At 63.7% G+C, this 15,508-nt stretch carries 12 protein-coding genes; 4 read left to right on the top strand and 8 right to left on the bottom strand.

The features are described 5' to 3' along the window. From nuoL to GY769_17990, 4 genes are all read left to right on the top strand, one after another. On the top strand, positions 1 to 1,734 hold a 1,734-nt coding region (gene nuoL, locus GY769_18005; protein MCP4203817.1), incomplete at its 5' end, for an NADH-quinone oxidoreductase subunit L. Further along, positions 1,731 to 3,359 (top strand): NADH-quinone oxidoreductase subunit M, encoded by a 1,629-nt coding sequence (locus GY769_18000; protein MCP4203816.1) that lies wholly within the window; start codon positions 1,731 to 1,733, stop codon positions 3,357 to 3,359. The genes nuoL and GY769_18000, both read left to right, overlap by 4 nt. Before the next feature lie 2 nt (positions 3,360 to 3,361). Further along, the gene (locus GY769_17995; GenBank protein MCP4203815.1) at positions 3,362 to 4,828 is read left to right on the top strand and encodes an NADH-quinone oxidoreductase subunit N; all 1,467 of its coding nucleotides are present in this window, start codon (positions 3,362 to 3,364) and stop codon (positions 4,826 to 4,828) included. Positions 4,829 to 4,834: 6 nt separating this feature from the next. Then, complete coding sequence (locus GY769_17990) at positions 4,835 to 5,479, top strand: redox-sensing transcriptional repressor Rex (protein ID MCP4203814.1); 645 nt, start codon at positions 4,835 to 4,837, stop codon at positions 5,477 to 5,479. Between the two features lie 4 nt (positions 5,480 to 5,483). Here GY769_17990 and rsmD read toward each other — a convergent pair whose 3' ends face one another. From rsmD to miaA, 8 genes are read right to left on the bottom strand one after another with little or no spacing between them, the layout of a single operon-like run. After that, positions 5,484 to 6,062, bottom strand: a complete 579-nt coding sequence (rsmD, locus tag GY769_17985; GenBank protein ID MCP4203813.1) for a 16S rRNA (guanine(966)-N(2))-methyltransferase RsmD — start codon at positions 6,060 to 6,062, stop codon at positions 5,484 to 5,486. Further along, positions 6,059 to 6,763 carry a hypothetical protein gene (locus tag GY769_17980; GenBank protein ID MCP4203812.1) on the bottom strand — a complete coding sequence of 235 codons (705 nt, stop codon included), beginning with the start codon at positions 6,761 to 6,763 and terminating at the stop codon, positions 6,059 to 6,061. Before GY769_17980 ends, rsmD begins: the two co-directional genes overlap by 4 nt. Then, positions 6,750 to 8,048 carry a CCA tRNA nucleotidyltransferase gene (locus tag GY769_17975; GenBank protein MCP4203811.1) on the bottom strand — a complete coding sequence of 433 codons (1,299 nt, stop codon included), beginning with the start codon at positions 8,046 to 8,048 and terminating at the stop codon, positions 6,750 to 6,752. Before GY769_17975 ends, GY769_17980 begins: the two co-directional genes overlap by 14 nt. Next, positions 8,045 to 11,494, bottom strand: coding sequence for a DNA polymerase III subunit alpha (dnaE, locus tag GY769_17970; protein ID MCP4203810.1), 3,450 nt, complete (start codon positions 11,492 to 11,494; stop codon positions 8,045 to 8,047). Before dnaE ends, GY769_17975 begins: the two co-directional genes overlap by 4 nt. Continuing rightward, positions 11,491 to 12,618, bottom strand: a complete 1,128-nt coding sequence (locus GY769_17965) for an AI-2E family transporter (protein ID MCP4203809.1) — start codon at positions 12,616 to 12,618, stop codon at positions 11,491 to 11,493. The genes dnaE and GY769_17965 overlap by 4 nt, the downstream gene beginning before the upstream one ends. After that, entirely contained in the window at positions 12,605 to 13,171 is a 567-nt protein-coding gene (locus GY769_17960) for a CDP-alcohol phosphatidyltransferase family protein (GenBank protein ID MCP4203808.1), read from the bottom strand. Before GY769_17960 ends, GY769_17965 begins: the two co-directional genes overlap by 14 nt. Next, positions 13,168 to 14,511, bottom strand: a complete 1,344-nt coding sequence (locus GY769_17955; GenBank protein MCP4203807.1) for a hypothetical protein — start codon at positions 14,509 to 14,511, stop codon at positions 13,168 to 13,170. Before GY769_17955 ends, GY769_17960 begins: the two co-directional genes overlap by 4 nt. A gap of 41 nt (positions 14,512 to 14,552) precedes the next feature. Next, the gene (miaA, locus tag GY769_17950; protein ID MCP4203806.1) at positions 14,553 to 15,467 is read right to left on the bottom strand and encodes a tRNA (adenosine(37)-N6)-dimethylallyltransferase MiaA; all 915 of its coding nucleotides are present in this window, start codon (positions 15,465 to 15,467) and stop codon (positions 14,553 to 14,555) included. Between the last annotated feature and the right edge of the window lie 41 nt (positions 15,468 to 15,508).

Genomic DNA, 15,508 nt, shown 5'->3' with positions numbered 1-15,508 from the left:
TTTCTGCTGGACCCGTTGTCGTCGGTGATGATGTTCGTGGTGACGTTCGTGGGTTTTTGGATCCACGTGTACTCGGTGGGCTACATGGGTCACGAGTCGGGCTACCAGCGTTACTTCGTGTACATGAATCTGTTCATGGGTGCGATGCTGCTGTTGGTGTTGGGCAACAACTACCTGGTGACCTTCGTGGGTTGGGAGGGTGTGGGTCTGTGCTCGTACTTGCTGATCGGGTTCTACTACGAGGAGGAGTTTCCGCCGTACGCGGGGCGCAAGGCGTTCATCGTCAACCGGATCGGGGACTTTGCGTTCCTGTTGGGTCTGTTCGCGCTGGTGTCTCGGTTCGGGACGCTGGATTACCTGTCGATTTTCTCGGCGGTCGAGGCGGATGCGCACGGTCTGTCTCTGACCGGCGAGCCGTATGTCTTGGGGATGTCGTTCGCGTCGTTCGTGGCGCTGTGCCTGTTCATCGGGGCGGTGGGCAAGAGCGCGCAGATACCGTTGTACGTGTGGTTGCCGGACGCGATGGCGGGTCCGACGCCGGTCTCGGCGCTGATCCACGCGGCGACGATGGTGACGGCGGGCGTGTTCATGGTGGTGCGTTCGAACGCGTTCTATCAGCTGGCGCCGGGGGTGGGGATGTTGGTGGCGGTGATCGGGGCGGTGACGGCTCTGTTTGCGGCGACGATCGGTTTGGCGCAAACGGACATCAAGAAGGTGCTGGCGTACTCGACGGTGTCGCAGCTGGGCTACATGTTTCTGGCGGCGGGGGTGGGGGCGTACTCGGTGGCGATCTTTCATTTGGGGACGCACGCGTTCTTCAAGGGTCTTTTATTCCTGGCCTCGGGCTCGGTGATCCACGCGATGAGCGGCGAGCAGGACATGACCAAAATGGGGGGTTTGAAGAAGGCGCTGCCGGTGACCTACGTGACGATGCTCGTCGGGACGCTGGCGATCGCCGGGGTCCCGGGTCTGGCCGGGTTTTTCTCGAAGGACCAGATCCTGGCGGCGGCCTGGGGCTCGTCGAAGGTGCTGTGGGCCGTGGGTTGGGTGACCGCGGGGTTGACGGCGTTCTACATGTTCCGCCTGATGTTCATGACGTTTACGGGCGAGTTTCGGGGGACGCGGGAGCAAGGAGCTCACCTGCACGAATCGCCCAAGGTGATGACGGTGCCGCTCGGGGTGTTGGCGGTGGGCTCGGTGCTGGCGGGCTACCTCGGGTTGCCGAAGCTGGGCGAGTTCGACTGGAACCTGTTCGGGCACTATCTGGAGCCGGTGGTGGCCGAGGTGCATCTGGCCGGGCTCTCGGAGCATGGCGGCCACCATGCCTCGGTGCTGGTCGAGCTGGTGCTGATGGCGCTGTCGGTGGCGGTGGCGGGCCTGGGGATCTACCTGGCCTGGACGCTCTATGGCGCCCCCGGAGGCAAGCCCCGGGCTCTGGCCGGGGGCGAACGCTGGGCCCTACGCTTCCCCATCACCCACAAGCTGCTCTTCAACAAGTACTACGTCGATGAAATCTACGACGCCTCCGTGGTCCGGCCGCTGTCGGGCCTGGCACGATTCTGTTGGAAGGTCGTCGACGGCGTGTTCGTCGAGGGTGCGGTGCACGCGCCGGCCTTCGTCTCCCGAGTCACCGGCGAGCTGGGCCGGCTCACGACGACCGGCAACGTTCGCAGCTACCTCTTCTATGCGGTCTTCGGCATGCTGGCGCTGGCCTGGTGGGTGTTGGCATCATGAGCGGAAGCTTCATAAGGCTTCTCACCGAGCCTTCTCTGACTCAGGTGGTTTTCTTCCCGGCTCTGGCGGCTCTGGTGCTCGCTCTCCTGCCGAGCGCCAACCGGCGGCTGATCCGTCGCGTCGCGCTCGCCGCGGGTCTGATCGAGCTCGGCCTCTCGATTCAAATCGTCGCCGCGGGAATGAAGGATGGCGTTTTTCTTAGCCTCTCCGACGAGGTTCTGACTTGGATTCCGCGCTTCGGGATCTCCTATGACCTACGCATGGATGGCATCTCGATGCCACTGGTCGTGCTCACCGGGTTCCTGCTACCGATCGTGATCCTCGCCTCCTGGCGAGGCATCGACAGGCACTGGAAGGGATACGCCGCCTCTCTCATGCTCCTGACTACCGGCATCCAGGGAGCCCTCTTGGCCCATGATCTGTTTCTCTTCTACGTCTTCTGGGAGATCATGCTGGTACCGATGTATTTGATCATCGGTGTCTGGGGGAGCGAGAAGCGGATCTACGCGGCGGTCAAGTTCTTCCTCTTCACGATGTCCGGTAGCCTGCTCATGCTGCTCGGCATCGTGTGGCTGGCCGCCAAGTACGCCGAGCTCTTCGGCAGCTGGTCGTTCGCCTACGACGACCTGCTCCGGCTCGAGCTTCCGCTCGAGCCACAACTGTGGCTCTTCGCGGCCTTCGCTCTGGCGTTCGCCATCAAGGTGCCTTTGTTTCCTTTCCACACCTGGCTTCCCGACGCCCACGTCCAGGCCCCGACGGGCGGTTCGGTCATCCTGGCCGGCGTGCTTCTCAAGCTCGGAACCTACGGTTTGCTGCGCTTTGCCCTGCCCTTGTTCCCCCATGCTGCGGTCGAGTCCCGCTCGATCCTGATCACACTCGCGGTCATCGGGATTCTCTATGGAGCGCTGGTCGCCTGGCGGCAAGTCGACATGAAGAGCCTGGTGGCCTATTCGTCGGTGGCGCATCTCGGCTTCGTCGTGCTCGGCTTGGCGGCATTCGATCTCATCGCCTGGCAGGGAGCCTTGATGCAGATGGTCAACCACGGCTTGGCAACCGGGGCTCTCTTCCTGCTCGTCGGCATGCTCTACGAGCGCCGCCACACCAAGCTCTTCGAGGAGTTCGGCGGTCTGGCCAAGGTGATGCCGTGGTTCGCGTTCTTCCTGGTTTTCAGCTCCCTGGCTTCGGTCGGCTTGCCGGGCCTGAACGGTTTTGTCGGAGAGTTCCTGATTCTTACGGGCAGTTACCGGGCAGGCCTCATCCCGGCGACCGCGCTCGCGGCCTTCGGCGTCGTTCTGGCGGCCGTCTACTTGTTCAAGCTGCTTCACGAAACCCTATGGGGACCGATTACGAAGGCCGAGAACCGGGCGCTCGACGATCTCTCGATTCGCGAGATCCTCACGCTCGCGCCGATCGCCGTCCTCATGCTGGCTCTGGGCTTGGCTCCGCAGCTCTTCCTGAAGCCCGTCGAACCGGCGCTCGAGGCCGCGCACCGCTCCTTCACGGCTCGAATCGAGCGAGACGCTCCCGCGAGCGCGCGCCTGCGCCTCGCGCCACCGCAGGTGCGGTCGCAGCCTGTGCTGGCTCGACTGGCTGCAGACGCTGAGCCAGCCGAGGACGCCAAGTAACCATGTCCGCTAACGCCTACTCGATTCCCGCCGCCGACCTGATGGGCATCTATCCCGAGTTGATTCTCTCGGGGGTCGGGGTGCTGGTGCTGCTGCTCGATGCCTTCCTCGGAGACCGGCGACTTCTGACGACACTGCTCGGCCTTGCCGCCGTTGTCGCCGCGGCCTGGCAGAGCCTCGGTGCCACCTATGGGGCGAGCTTCGGGGGGCTGCTCGAGACGACGCCGCTCTCGATCGGCATTCGCTGGGTCGTTCTGCTGTGCCTTGCGATGGCGTTACTCGGCTCGCACAGCTACCTGCTCCGAGAGAAGTTGCCTCCCGGCGAATACACCGCGCTCCTGCTGTGGGCCGGGACCGGGGCCCTGCTGATGGCCCGAACCGCGGAGCTGATCAGCCTCTTCCTGGCGCTGGAGCTGCTTTCCGTCTGCCTCTACGCGCTCGCGGCCTTCCACCGACGGCTGAACGTATCCACTGAATCAGGCATCAAGTACTTCCTCAACGGGGCCTTTGTCAGCGGCTTCGTGCTCCTGGGAATTGCCCTCATCTACGGCGAGGCGGGCACGACCAACCTGGCGCGCATGTCGGGCTCGGCGGTTTTGAGCAGCGGCTCGCCGATGTTATTGATCGGCTTTTTGCTGCTGGTCTGCGGATTCGCCTTCAAGATGAGCATCGCTCCGTTCCACGCCTGGGCTCCCGATGTCTATCAGGGGGCTCCCTCCCCATTCGTAGCGTTTCTTTCGGTCGCGCCCAAGGCGGCGAGCGCGGTGGTGCTGGTACGAATCACCGAGCTGACTCTGGCCATAGACGTCCACAGCTGGGACAGGGTGCTCGCGCTGCTGGCGGTGTTTTCGATGCTGGTCGGCAACCTCCTGGCGCTGGCGCAGCGAGACCTCAAGCGGATGCTCGCCTACTCGGGCGTGGCGCACATGGGCTATCTCCTGGTTCCCCTGGTGGGTCTTGGCGACGCCTCGCGGGAGGCAATCTTCGTCTATTTCGTCGCCTACGCCCTGATGAACGCCGGGGCCTTCATCGCGGCGGGCCGTCTCTACAGCGAGCCCGGCGAGCAACACCTGATCGCGGATCTGGGCGGCTGGGGTTACCGCTTCCCGCTGCTCGGAATCTGCCTGACCGTGTGCCTGCTGTCCCTCGGCGGAATTCCACCGACCCTCGGCTTCGTCGGAAAGTACCTGGTGTTTCTGCACGCCCTCCAGAGCGGCCATGTCATGCTGGCCCTGGCGATCGTGCTCACCAGCCTGCTCGGCGTCTACTACTACCTGCGCGTCGTCTACACGCTCTACATGATGCCCGAAATCCGAAAGCCGGCGTTGGCCGCGACCGACGGCGGCGGCCCGATGCGAGACTTCGGCGCCACGGCAGCCATCGTGATCGGTGCCGCCGGAACCCTTCTGCTCGGTATCTGGCCGGCGCGAATCCTGGACTGGTTCGCCAACGCCCTCGGCGCTCTCTGATCCTTCATGCCCCCAGCCGAAGTCTCATCGCTCACGCTGAATCGCCTGTCCCTCTACTTGCGCTGTTTGCGAGAACTGAGGGCCGAAGGCGTCGACACGGTGTCGTCGCTCGAGCTGGCGAGTCGTTTCCATCTGTCGGCCGCGCAGATTCGCAAGGACCTCGCCCACTTCGGCGAGTTCGGCACTCGCGGCGTCGGTTACGACGTCGACCAGCTGACCAAGCGACTGAGCGGTCATCTGGGTCTCGATCGTACGCACTCGATACTGATTGTCGGGGCGGGAAACCTCGGCAGTGCTCTGGCACGCTTTCTGAGTTTTGACGACCGCTCGTTTCGCGTCGTGGCGGCTATCGATCACGACCCCGACAAGATCGGACAGAGCATCGGCGAGGTCCGAATCTACAGCCCGAAGGATCTCTCCAAGGTGGTTGCCGAAACCAAGGCGGAGATCGCCGTGCTCGCGGTTCCTCCGGACTCGGCCCAGGAGATCTACGATCGTCTGATTGGCGCCGGCATCAAGGCGGTTCTCAGCTTCGCGCCGACGCGCCTGGCCCCGAAGAACGGCGTGGCGACCAAGGCCGTGGATCTGAGGATCTTTCTCGAGGAGCTCGGCTACCAGCTTCAGCGGGCCGCGGTCCGAACCGAGAACTGACTCTTCAGCCCAACCGTCCGACTTCAGGACCTGCCGAAAGCGGTCGAGCCCCCGACCGGACGTAGAAGCTCAACACGCTTTCGCCGTAGCTTCTCGACCCGCTCGACGCCAGACCCACCACCGATTCGTTGATCTCGACGCGGCGCGAGTGCTCGATCGCGGCCTCGCCGCCGGCAGCAAGTACCCTGGCGATCTGCTCGAGTAGCGGATCATAGCTGTCGAAGTCGTACGGTGGATCGGCAAAAACGTGTTCGAAGCGAGGATGCCTCAGCACGGCGCCGGGCAGTTCGGGTAGCTCGGCCCGGATGACTACGCAGCTCTCCGGAGCCAGCCGCTCGCAATTGCCCCGCAGCGCTTTCAGCGCGCGAGCCGATCTCTCCACCAGCACCGCTTCGCGAGCTCCCCGACTCACCGCCTCCAGCCCCATGCCGCCGCTGCCGGCGAACAGGTCGAGAAACGAGCAGCCCGGCAACGTCGCCTGCCAGCGAGAAAAGAGGGCCTCCTTGCTTCTGCCACTGGTCGGTCGAACTCCCTCGGCTACCTTCAGAGGACGCCCGCGCAATGCGCCCGCACCGATCTTCAACGGTCTTCCCGCGGTCGACGCTTGCGACGGCTCTCGACAGCAACGAACTCGCCTCGGACGCTCTCGCGCGCGAGGTACAGCACCAGCGGGCTTTCGAGCGCGATGATCTCGACCCCGTCGCCCTCGGCGGTCGCACGCACGACCCGGTACCTGCTGCCGTCGGCCTTGACCAGGACGTCACCGACTCGAGCTTCATAGCTCGCCGGGAGTCCGGCCGATAGTCGCTGGCGTTCCTCAGCGAGTACGGTCAGATCATCCAGAACGGCCAACGCTCTGCCGAGAGCCAGCGGCAGGGCCGCCATTCGTGGGAACCGGTACTCGTCGATGACCCCGCTGGTCAACTCCAAACGTAGCCGGCATTGCTCGAAAGTCTCACTGCTGGGCCCCCGAATTGGAGAGCTCGTCTTCGACAGATCGATCTCCGCGAGCCGCGCCCGGAAGCCGAGCAGCTCGCTCTCTTCGAGCTCCGCCAACCGCAGTCCCGGGTCGGGACCGCCCTTGTCTCGGATCCGAACGGTGCCATTGGCGAACAGGGATAGGTTTCGGCTCAGCGCTCCACTGGCGCAATCCAATCGAACCAACTCGTGGCTCCGGCGGTCCACCGCAGACGCGCCTTCGGCTTGGTCGTCTGCCTCTCCGGGGAGGCCCGCGAGGCACCCGAGCGACAGCGCTAGCGCCATCGCGGCTCTACGGCTCGGCATCGCCCCGGTCCTCTCGGCCCAGCCACTCGAGCGCGAACTCCAGCTCCTGCTGCTCTTCGATTCTGCCCGCCCGCCGGGCCTTCAAGGTCGCATCCAAGGCGGCTCCGATCCGCGGCCCCGCGGGCGCGCCGGCTGCCAGCAGATCCTCCCCGCCGATTCCGAGCTCGACCCCGGCGAGCTTGCGAGCTCTGCCAAGCACGTCCGCCTGGTCGCCGGATACGAGCAAGCCAGCGAGCCGGGCCTCGTCTCGAGAAAGCAGTGCGTAGAGATCGGCCATCCCCTCGATCGAGAATTCTATCGCCGAGCCAGACACGAGCAGCGGGCCGATCCGCTCGGGTCCGCTTTCGAGCCATCTGGCTTCGCCACGGCCGAGGCTCAGCCGATCGGCCAAATACCGCCTCGTCGACCGCGGCCTTTCCCAAAGCAGGGCCGTCAGGGCAACAACCCAGTAGGGCGTCGAGACCTGTGCCTCGGAGTCTCTTTCGGGACCGCTCCAATCGGCCATCCGGCCCAGGCGCTCGAGGCCTCGGCCGTCGATTCGAAACTCCTCGTGCAGGGCTCGATCGATATCGAAGGCGCGCAGCCATTCCGCGGCGGAAACCGCCCGGCGCGGAGACGACAGCAGGCGGGCTAGCTCATGAGCCAGTCGGGTGCCGCTCACGAGCGCCAGGTACTCCTCCCGGATCGCTTCCTCGGCTCGAGCTCGAGTTGCGGAATCGAACCTGAAGCCGCGCCGCACGGCCAACTCCAGCCCTCGCAGAATACGAGTCGGATCGTCCTGAAAGGACCGTGCGTGCAGCGCTCTGAGCCGTCTGTGCTCGAGATCCTTCGCTCCCCCGCAGGGATCGACCAGCCGATCCGGTTCCTCCAGAGGCACTGCCATGGCATTCACCGCGAAATCACGCCGAACAAGATCGTCCCTAAGGTCGCCGGGTCGAACCGAGGGCAGCGCCGCCGGCTTCCTGTAGAACTCCGAACGCGCTCGGCCCAGATCCACACGCAGCCCACTCGGGGTCATGAAGCTGGCGGTCAGGAACTCGGGATGATAGGTGAACTCGCAGTCGAAGAGCTCAGCGAACCTGAGTGAGAGATTCGCTGGCTCTCCCGGCCCCACCCAAACCAGATCCACATCGTAGACCGGCTCGTCGAGGTAGAGGTCGCGAACGGCACCGCCAACGAGGAAGACGTCGATCCCACAACGGCGGCCGAGCTCGAGCGCTTGCTCGATCACCGCCCGCGCTTCGCCGGGCAGCGCGGTGAACAGGTTGCCCCTTGTCGAGCTCACGCCGGGAAGCGCTTGTGGACATTTCCGCGACCGACGATCTCCTCGACGGACTTCATGAACCCAGCGGATGGAGCGACCCGAAAACGGTCCTCGGGCGTGATGTCGACCTTCTGTTTGCCGGTGTCGAGCTGCAGGTGCACTGGCACTTCACCGTGATGCTCGATGAGGCAATCTCTGAGCGCCATCATTTGGTTCTCCGAGAGTCCACTCTGGATCACGACGTCGAGGCGTGAAACGGCTTGGCGGCGAAGCTCGGCAAGCGGGGTCACCTCTTCGATCGTCAGCTCGGAATCGCTGCCGCGCTCCCTGACGATGCCCTTGACGAGCACGATCGCCTCGTCCACCAGATACTTTCCGAACTTCTCCAGCTGGCTCGAGAACACCGCGACCGGAATGGCTCCCTCGAAATCTTCGAGAATGAAACGCGCCATGAACTTGCCGGCGTTGCGACCGCTCTTGATCTTGATTCGGCGCATCGCGCTCACGATCCCGCCCACGACAACCGAGCCCTCCGCGTTCTCGAGACTCGTCGCGGTATGAGTGACCTTGGCGCTCAGAATGTCTTCGTGCTCGCTCAGTGGATTGCCGGTCAGGTAGAGCCCCAGAGCCTCCTTCTCGCAGCGCAGCCGCTCGGGCTCGCTCCACTCCGGTGCCGAGGGATCGGGCTTCGGGGTCGGTAGCGTGTCGGCCGAGAACAGACTACTTTGGCCCTGCTCGTGAGCCCGTTGCTGCTGCTGCGCGAAATCGACGATTCTCCCGACCGATTCGAGTAGGGCCGCTCGATGCACGCCCAAGCTATCGAAGCTCCCCGATTTGATCAGCATCTCGAACACCTTCTGATTGACGGCCTTGAGATCGACCGCGCCGGCAAAGTGCGAGAGGTCCTCGAATCGCCCGACGTGCCTGCGGGCCTCCAGAATCGCCTCGACCGCGGAGGAGCCCACGCCCTTGATCGCGCCCAGGCCGAAGCGGATCTTGTCGTCCACGACGGTAAAGGACCAGTTGCTCTCGTTGACGTCCGGAGGCTCGACCGGAATGCCGGTCTCTTTGCACTCGCGCATGTACTTGGCGACGTTGTCCTTAGAGGCCATCTCCGAGGTCAGCATCGCGGCCATGAACGCCACCGGATGATGCGCTTTCAAATAGGCGGTCCGATAGGCCAGCATCGCGTAGGCCACACTGTGACTCTTGTTAAAGCCGTAGCCCGCGAACGGTTCGATGTACTCCCAGGTTTTTCGAGCCTTGGCCTTGGGAATCCCCTTGCCGATCGCTCCCTGAATGAACTTCTCGCGCTCTTTGGCCATCGCCTCGGCGCTCTTCTTGCCCATGGCCTTGCGCAGGAGATCGGCATCGGCGAGCGTGAATCCGGCGAGCTCCACGGCAAGCTGCATCACCTGCTCCTGGTAGGCGATCACTCCGTAGGTCTCGCTCAGGATCGGCTCGGCCTCGGGCACCACGTAGCTGACTCTCTTCTTGCCCAGCTTGCGCTTGATGTACTCCTCCACCATCCCAACGGACAGGGCGCCGGGGCGGTAGAGCGCGTTGAAGGCCGCGAGATCCTCGAACTTCGAGGGCTGAGCCCGCTTGAGGAGATCTCTCATTCCCGAAGACTCGAACTGGAAGATGCCGCTGGTCCTGCCCTCCTGAAACAGCCTGTAGACCTCGGAATCGTCGAGCGGGAGGTTGTCGAGGTCGAGATCGATACCCTGCGATCTCAGGGTTCGGAGCGCATCGTCCAGTACGGTGAGCGTGCGCAGCCCGAGGAAGTCCATCTTGAGCAAACCCAGCTCCTCGATGACGTCCTTGTCCCACTGGGTGACCACCTCGTCCTTGCTGGTCTTGAACAACGGCACCAGCTCCTGGGTCGGTTGGGGCGTGATGACCACACCGGCGGCGTGCAGCGAGGCATGCCGGGTCAGTCCCTCCAGGCGCTTGCCGACATCCACCACCTTGCCGAGATCGGCATCTCCGTTGATCGCACCGGCCAGCGGCGGGCTCGATTCCACAGCTTCGGTCAGGGAGCGAGTCAGGTCCGGTATCAGCTTGGCGACCTGGTCCACCTTGGTGTAGGGCACGCCCATGACCCGTCCCACGTCGCGCAGCACCGCCTTGGCCGCCAGAGTTCCGAAGGTGATGATCTGGGCGACATGATCGCGCCCGTACTTTTGGTTGACGTACTGAATCACCTCGCCGCGGCGGCGCATGCAGAAATCGATGTCGATGTCCGGCAGGCTGACGCGCTCCGGGTTGAGAAAGCGCTCGAATAGGAGTCCGTACTGAAGTGGATCGATATCGGTAATCCGGAGCGCGTACGACACCAGGGAGCCTGCCGCCGACCCTCTTCCGGGCCCGACCGGAATGTCGCGCTCGCGGGCATAACGAATGAAGTCCCAGACCGTCAGGAAGTAGCCGGCAAAGCCCATGTTCCGGATGACCGCAACCTCCCGATCGAGCCGCTGCCGGTAGATATCCTCGGGGAACTTTTCCAGCACATCGGCTCGGCGCCGGCGGATCTCGTCCAGCCGGCGATCGAGTCCGTGACGCACGACTTCCTCGAAGTAGCTGTTGAGGCTGTGCCCCGCCGGCACGGGGAAATCCGGCAGAAAGAACTCGCCCATCGGAATCTCGAGATTGCAGCGCTCGGCGATCCGGGCCGTGTTCTCGACCGCCTGGACGTCGTCGGGGAAGAGCTGAAACATCTCGTCTGCCGTCTTGAGGTAGAACTCGTCGCTGGCGTAGCGCAAACGCTCCTGATCACTCAGGACCTTCTGGGTCCCGATACACAACAGAACGTCGTGCGCGAACGCGTCGTCCTTGCGGAGATAGTGGCAGTCATTTGTAACCACCAGCGGGATTTCGGTCTTCTTCGAGATCCGTCGCAAGATCTCGTTCGAAGCCTTCTGTTCTTCGATGCCATGGTCCTGCATCTCGAGATAGAAGTTGTCCTCACCGAGAATGTCCCGAAACTCCCTCGCGGTCGCTTCGGCCTCGGCCTGCCGATGCTGCAGAATCTTTTCGATCACTTCTCCTTTGAGACAGGCAGAGAGCCCGATTAGGCCCTCACCGTGCTCGCGCAGCAGCTCCTTATCGATCCGGGGCTTGTAGTAGAAGCCTTCGAGGTACGACTTGGAGGTGAGCTTGATCAGGTTGCGGTAGCCGGTCTCGTTCTTGGCCAACAGAACGAGGTGATTGCTCGAGGCCTTACCGCGCTCGCGCGCCGTGTGACTGCCCTGGGCGACATAGGCTTCCATGCCGACGATCGGGTTCATACCCTGACGACGGGCACGCTTGTAGAACTCGACGGCGCCGAAGAGGTTGCCGTGGTCGGTGAGGGCCAACGACGACATCCCCGCCGCCTTGGCGGCCCCGATGACGTCATCGAGCCGATTGGCACCGTCCAGCAGGCTGTACTGGCTGTGAAGGTGCAGATGAACGAACGAGCTCACTTCTGCTCCCGGGCTTCTGGTGATCCACCGGCGGTCGCCGCGGCTGGAGGCGTGCTCCGGTAGACGGCCGAGTTTCGATAGATCTCGATCCAGTGCTTGGCGAAAACCTGGATCGACGCGGCGACCGGCACGGCCGCGAGCATGCCGACGAAGCCGAAAAAACTACCCCCCGCGATGATCGCGAGAAGCACCCACACCGGGTGGAGGTTGACACTCTTGCCCAAAATCCGCGGGCTCAGAACCATCCCCTCGAGCGCCTGTGCGCCACCGAACACCACCGCCACGCCGATCAGCCGGGCGATCTCCTGATGCTCGGCCCAAGCCAGGGCGAGCGCCGGGATCAAGCCCACGACCAGGGCCATATAGGGGATCATGTTGGCGAGCCCGGCAATCAGACCGATGCCGAGTCCGAACGGGACGTCCAGAATCAGCAGTCCAAGAGCGTTGATCGCTGCCAAGATGATCGCGATGACGAGCTGCCCGCGGACAAAGCTCGATATCGCCCTGTCCACCTCGACCACCCGAGCGACGACAACCTCCTGATAGGCCAGCGGAATCAGCCCCAGGAGCGCCTTCTTCAGCTTCGGCAGATCGACGAGCAGGTAGAAGGCAAAGACCGGGACGAAGACCAGGTTCAGGAGAGCCAAAACGAAGCCGAAGAGGTTGCTGAAGACCCCTTTGGCAGCCCGGCCGATCGACCCCGCCAATTCGGGGAAGTTCTCGCGAACGCTCTCGACGAACCGGGCCTGAAAGTCCTCGATCTCGGCGGGGTATCTGGCTTCGAGCCGGGCAAAGAGGGGTTCGAGCTGGGCTCGCATCTGCCTCTGATACTCGGGCAGCCGGTCGGCCAGCCGCTCGAGCTGGTTGCCCAGCGCCGGAACCAGGAACACAGCCACCAGGACCAGCGCCACGATCAGAGCCGCGGCGATCACCACGACCCCGAACAGACGAGACCTTCGGTGCCGCTCGAACCAGGTCACCGCGGGATCGAGCAGATAGGCCACCAGGAGTCCCAGCAGCAGCGGCAAGAAAACCTTCCGGAAGACGATCAGCAGCGTCAGCAGCACCACCAGGCCGCCCAGGAATACGATCAGTCTGAGAATCGCGGGATCAGGTTTTCGCACGTTGATGCTTCGCCAGCAGCTTGTTCACGTGTTGAATATAGAGCAGACCGGACAGAACCGTCAGACCGGCCACGACATAGAGTGTGCCCACGGCCAGCGCATCCACCGAAGGCGTCAGCCCGCTGATGAGAACCAGGATGATTACGGTGATCTGCAGGGCCGTATTGACCTTGCTCAATCCCATTGGAGAGAACTCTTTGATCGAAACGGCGAGCTGAAGGACCAGGGACACGACCAGAATCGTGATGTCCCGAGCCAGCACGAGCACCGTGATCCAAAGCGGGATGAGGACTCCGGTATGCGTATTCGGGATCGCCAGAATCACGAAGGCGGCAGTCAGCAGGAGCTTGTCGGCGATCGGGTCCAGATACGCACCGAGAGCCGATCTCTGGTTGAAGTAGCGAGCGATCAGTCCGTCGAGAGCGTCCGTCACTCCGGCGATAGCGAAGATGGCGAGGGCGCGCTGAGGCTCCTGTTCCAGGACGGCGATAATGAACAGAGGCGTGAGCCCCATCCGGACCAGCGAGATCAGATTGGGAATCGTGAGATTCATTCTGCTCCCAGAACGTCGAGCGCGGCGAAACCGATGGTTTCGACGAACCGGCCAGAAGCCGTTGCCTCGGGCAGACAATCTCCGGACTCGGGAAAGAACCCGCACCGAGCGGCCAGGGCGCAGAGCCTTTCCACCGACATCCTGAGGCTCGGGTCGGCGCTGCCGAGGCAGGCCGGTCTCGGCCTCCGTCGGCTCAGGATTCTCAAGACGCTCTCGAGGCCGTCCTGCCGTCTCAGAGAACGCTCGGGGTGGAACAGATGCAGTGTCGAATCGACTGTCATCAGATTCAGGTTGATCACCCGGGCAATCTCCTGCCGATGGGGATGGTCCAGAATATCCGAAGCGATTCTGCCCTGCGACGACCGCCCGTAGCGAACATCCGGGAACAGCCAAAAAAGCAGCTTAGCGAAGTCGGCTCGCGTCAGCTCCGGCAGCTCCAAAAGGCCTCGCACCTCCGCCGGCAGCAGGTCGAGGCGCCAGCGAAACTTCGCCCTGTCGAGCTCGAGGGCCAACTCGTAGTCCTCGGGATTCTGCCGAGTCAGCTCTTCCAGAATCCGCAGACCCTCGCCGGCGTCGCCGGCCTCCATTTCGAGTCGCGCCCGGCGCCGGAGCAACTCGTCCGAGGGATCGAACTCGATAAGTCTCTTGACCGCGGTCAGTTCCCTCTCCGGGGCCCCCGCCACCGCGGAATAGCGAGCCACGAGCTCGAGCGTCCGGATCTCGTCCGAAGCCCAGGACTCGAGTTGCTCGAGCTCCGCTCCGGCTTCTTCGACCCGGCCCTTCTCCAGCAGATCCTCGGTTCGCAGCACCGCGATCTCGATCGCGCGCGGAAAGAGCTCCTCCGCCCGGCGATTGGCCAGACCCGAGCGATCGGCTATCCGGCGATAGGCCTCGAACGCGGACTTGATGCGGTCGAGCTTCTCCGCGGAGCGACCCGCAACCAGCTGCGCCCCGAGATAGTCCGGGAAGCGTTCGGCCACGGGATGGGCGCGATCGAACGCCGCCGCGTAGTGACCGCTTATGAAATCCGACTGAGCCCAGAGAATCTGGGCCGGGTCGAGGTCCGGGTTGGCCTCGAGCAGCATGAGCGCCACCTCGGCGACGGCGGCGGCGTTCTCTCCGGCCAGCAAACTCCTATGAGCGCTCCGAAGTGTCTCGGCTTCGGACGCCGAGAGACTGCGGGGATAGCCGATCAAGGGCGACTGCAGATAGGCCGCTTCCCGAGACTCAAGGCCCGTCGTCGGTGCCGGTGCGGTCGGCACCGCGCAACCGGCAGCCAGAATCGCCAGGGACGCCAGAAGACCGGCGGCCCCGCGGACAGGATTCGACGAACTCAGCATCTCGACATCTCAGCAGGTCAGCAGGTCAGCAGGTCTGCAGGTCAACTTCGGAGCCACGCCAAGACCTCTCGATCCAGGCGCTTTGGGTCGGAGGCATCGAACCAGGCCACGGCCGGGTCTTTTCGAAACCAGGTGAGCTGTCGTTTCGCATACCGACGCGTGGACCGAATCGTATCCTCCATTGCCTCGCCGAGCGATACTCCCCCTCGGAGGTGTTGGACGAGCTGTCGGTAGCCAATGGCTTGGAAGGCAGGCTCTTCTCCGGAATAGCCACGATCGAGCAGGGATTCCACTTCATGGACCCATCCGGCGTCCAACATCGACTCCACCCGGGAGCGGATGCGATCGTACAAGAGCGCTCTCGGGAGCGTCAAACCTACCTTCCTGGCGTCGATTTTGGGCCTCTTGGGCAGCTCTCGAGCAAGCCATGCGGACAGCGGAGTGCCGGTCGCTTCCGCCACCTCGAGCGCCCTCAGAACTCTCTGGGTGTCACCCGATGCGAGCCGCGCTTCGGTGATCGGATCGATCCGGCGAAGCTCGCTTCTGAGCTCGGCCAGGCCTTCGACCTCGAGCCTCTGGCGCAGCCCGGAGCGCACCCGCGCCGGGACCTCGGGAATCTCGTTGATTCCCTCCAGAAGCGCCCGCAGATAGAGCCCTGATCCGCCGACCAGAATCGCCGACTTCCCTCTCGAGCTCACCTCCGAGATCACCGCGCGAGCCGCTCGGGCGAACTCCCCGGCCGAGAACCTCTCCTCGGGAGCCTTGAGATCGATCAGATGGTGCGGAACCAGCTCGCGCTCCTCGGTCGTGGGTTTGTCGGTACCGATGTCGAGCTCCCTGTAGACTTGAAGCGCGTCCGCATTCACGATCTCGCCATCGAGGTGACGACTGAGACGCATCCCGAGCCCGCTCTTGCCGGTCGCGGTCGGACCCAGGATCACCAGCAGTTCGTCCATGAGTCCGCAGTCTAAGCCAGTCCCGCCGTCGAGATACCGCC

Source organism: bacterium (assembly GCA_024224155.1).
Lineage (GTDB): Bacteria > Acidobacteriota > Thermoanaerobaculia > Multivoradales > JAHEKO01 > CALZIK01.
The sequence above is the reverse complement of the archived record's forward strand: the minus strand, read 5'-3'. Positions and strand labels throughout refer to the sequence as shown.